Genomic DNA, 2473 nt, shown 5'->3' with positions numbered 1-2473 from the left:
GCACTCCAGGGTGTTGCGGGGATCAATGGAACCCGCCGGTGGTCCGGGGCTCGGCCGTGCCGTACGGGGCGTGGGCTCACATCCAGACGAAGGGCAGCCCGGCGGTGTAGCTGACGTTGCGGGTGGCCTCGTCCAGCGCGTGGTCCGTCTCGGGGACGGTGGTGCGCTGGTCGGCGAAGCGGGAGACGGTGACCGTCAGGTAGTGGCCGACCACGGCCACCTTGCGGGTGGTGACCGGCTGCTTGGCGGCCGAGGCGGAGGGGCTCGGCGCGGTGGCGGGGGCGGTGCCCTCCGGCGGGAGGAAGAGCAGGGCGGCGGCGCCCTCGCGGACCGCGGCCTCGGCCTTGCGGGCGCTCGCCTCGTCGGCGTAGCGCAGCACCGTCACGCTGCTGGTGACCTGCTGGTCGAGGCGGGTGAAGGCGACCAGCAGGTAGCCCTGGCAGCCGGTGTCGCGCAGCGGGTCATGGGCCTTGTCCTGGACGGTGTCGGCGCAGTCGGCGCCTTGGCCGGCGTTGGAGCGGCGGGCCTTGTAGCCGTCGAGGTCGAGGCCGCGCTGGGCGGGGAAGTACCGTTCGGCGGTGAAGGACTGGGCCTCGGTCTGCGGTGGTGCGGGCAGCACCCCGGGCACCGGCGGGCCGCTGCTGGGTCTGGTGCTGGTCGGGCCGAGGCCGGGTACCAGGTCGCCCGGGTTCGGCCGGGTGACCACCCAGCTGCCGCCGGCGGCGAGGCCGGCGAGGACCACCCAGAGCAGGATCCGGCGCGGGGTCACCCGCGGTCCCCGGCTGTGGGCGGGTGCCGGTTGGTGCTGGTGCGCTGCCGGTGGCGGGGTGGACTCCCCCTGCGTGGTCATGGCGCAGATTCTAAGCAGTCCGGAATTCTGATCGGATCATGGGCCCGGATCGACGGCGCGCGATCGGGCCCGCACGCCCCGTCCGTGTGCTGGGCGCGGGGCCGGGCGGCACCCACGTGACGCCCGCCACTACGCGCGGCATCCGCACTGTGACAACTCGCACACCCCGGAGCGGATCTTCTGGCGGGTTCCCTCTGGCGAAACGCGAGGTCCCCCAGGCAGGATCAGGCGCATGGATCTGCTCGACACCCTCACCGCCAAGGGCCTGCGCCGGGAACTCCCCACCCGCGAGGAAGCCCTGGCCGTCCTCGCCACCACCGACGACGAGCTGCTGGACGTGGTCGCAGCCGCCGGGCGGGTCCGCCGGCAGTGGTTCGGCCGCCGGGTCAAGCTCAACTACCTGGTGAACCTCAAGAGCGGCCTGTGCCCCGAGGACTGCTCCTACTGTTCGCAGCGGCTCGGCTCGAAGGCGGAGATCCTCAAGTACACCTGGCTCAAGCCCGACCAGGCCGCCGAGGCGGCCGCCGCGGGTCTGGCCGGCGGCGCCAAGCGGGTCTGCCTGGTGGCCAGCGGCCGCGGCCCGACGGACCGGGACATCGACCGGGTCGCCGACACCATCTCGGCCATCAAGGGCGCCAACGAGAACGTCGAGATCTGCGCCTGCCTCGGCCTGCTCTCCGACAACCAGGCCGAGCGGCTGCGCGCGGCCGGCGCCGACGCGTACAACCACAACCTCAACACCTCCGAGGGCACGTACGGCGAGATCACCACCACCCACACCTACGCGGACCGGGTGGACACCGTGAACAAGGCGCACGGTGCGGGCCTTTCGGCCTGCTCCGGCCTGATCGCGGGCATGGGCGAGAGCGACGAGGACCTGGTCGACGTGGTGTACGCGCTGCGCGAGCTGGACCCGGACTCGGTGCCGGTCAACTTCCTGATCCCGTTCGAGGGCACCCCGCTGGCGGAGGAGTGGAACCTCACCCCGCAGCGCTGCCTGCGGATCCTCGCGATGGTCCGGTTCGTCTGCCCCGACATCGAGGTGCGGATCGCCGGCGGCCGCGAGGTCCACCTGCGCTCGATGCAGCCGCTCGGCCTGCACATCGCCAACTCCATCTTCCTCGGCGACTACCTGACCAGCGAGGGCCAGGCCGGCCAGGCCGACCTCGACATGATCAAGGACGCCGGCTTCACCGTCGAGGGCGCCGGCGAGGTGACCCTGCCGCAGCACCGCTCGCAGGTCACCGGCGGCTGCGGCTCGGCCGCCACCGCCGACCCGGCGGCCGGCTCCTGCGGCACCGGCGGCGGCTGCGGCCCCTGCGGCGGCCACGCCCACGCCGAGCCCACCGAGGCCGCCGAGCCCGTCACGGCTTCGGCCACGGCCGGCGAGGCGGACGGCAACGGCGAACTGCGCAGCGACCTGGTGAAGGTCCGCCGCCGCGGCGCCGGCACCGAACTGGCCCCGAACGCCTGAGGTCCGGACCGGTGACACACGCACCCGCGACCCACGCGCAGCAACTGCTCGGCCTCGACCGGGCGCACGTCTGGCACCCGTACGGTCCGATGCCGGGCACCAGCACGCCGTACCTGGTGGAGTCCGCGTCGGGCGTCCGGCTGCGGCTG

Annotated in this window: 2 protein-coding genes and 1 pseudogene; 2 read left to right on the top strand and 1 reads right to left on the bottom strand. The window is 73.6% G+C overall.

Going from position 1 to position 2473, the window contains the following annotated elements; all coding sequences use genetic code 11:
* Window positions 1-76: 76 nt before the first annotated feature.
* The gene (locus AA75_RS49065; RefSeq protein ID WP_158515445.1) at window positions 77-850 is read right to left on the bottom strand and encodes a hypothetical protein; all 774 of its coding nucleotides are present in this window, start codon (window positions 848-850) and stop codon (window positions 77-79) included.
* A gap of 232 nt (window positions 851-1082) precedes the next feature.
* On the opposite strand from AA75_RS49065, the gene bioB reads away from it, so the two are divergent.
* Both bioB and AA75_RS51665 read left to right on the top strand, forming a co-directional pair.
* Entirely contained in the window at window positions 1083-2324 is a 1242-nt protein-coding gene (bioB, locus tag AA75_RS05745; RefSeq protein ID WP_033818665.1) for a biotin synthase BioB, read from the top strand.
* Window positions 2321-2473: pseudogene (locus AA75_RS51665) on the top strand (adenosylmethionine--8-amino-7-oxononanoate aminotransferase BioA); the annotation flags it as partial. The gene bioB and the pseudogene AA75_RS51665, both read left to right, overlap by 4 nt.

Origin of the sequence: Kitasatospora sp. MBT63 (genome assembly GCF_000710465.2) — a bacterium.
Taxonomy (GTDB): domain Bacteria; phylum Actinomycetota; class Actinomycetes; order Streptomycetales; family Streptomycetaceae; genus Kitasatospora.
This window is presented reverse-complemented; position numbering and strand designations above follow the sequence as displayed.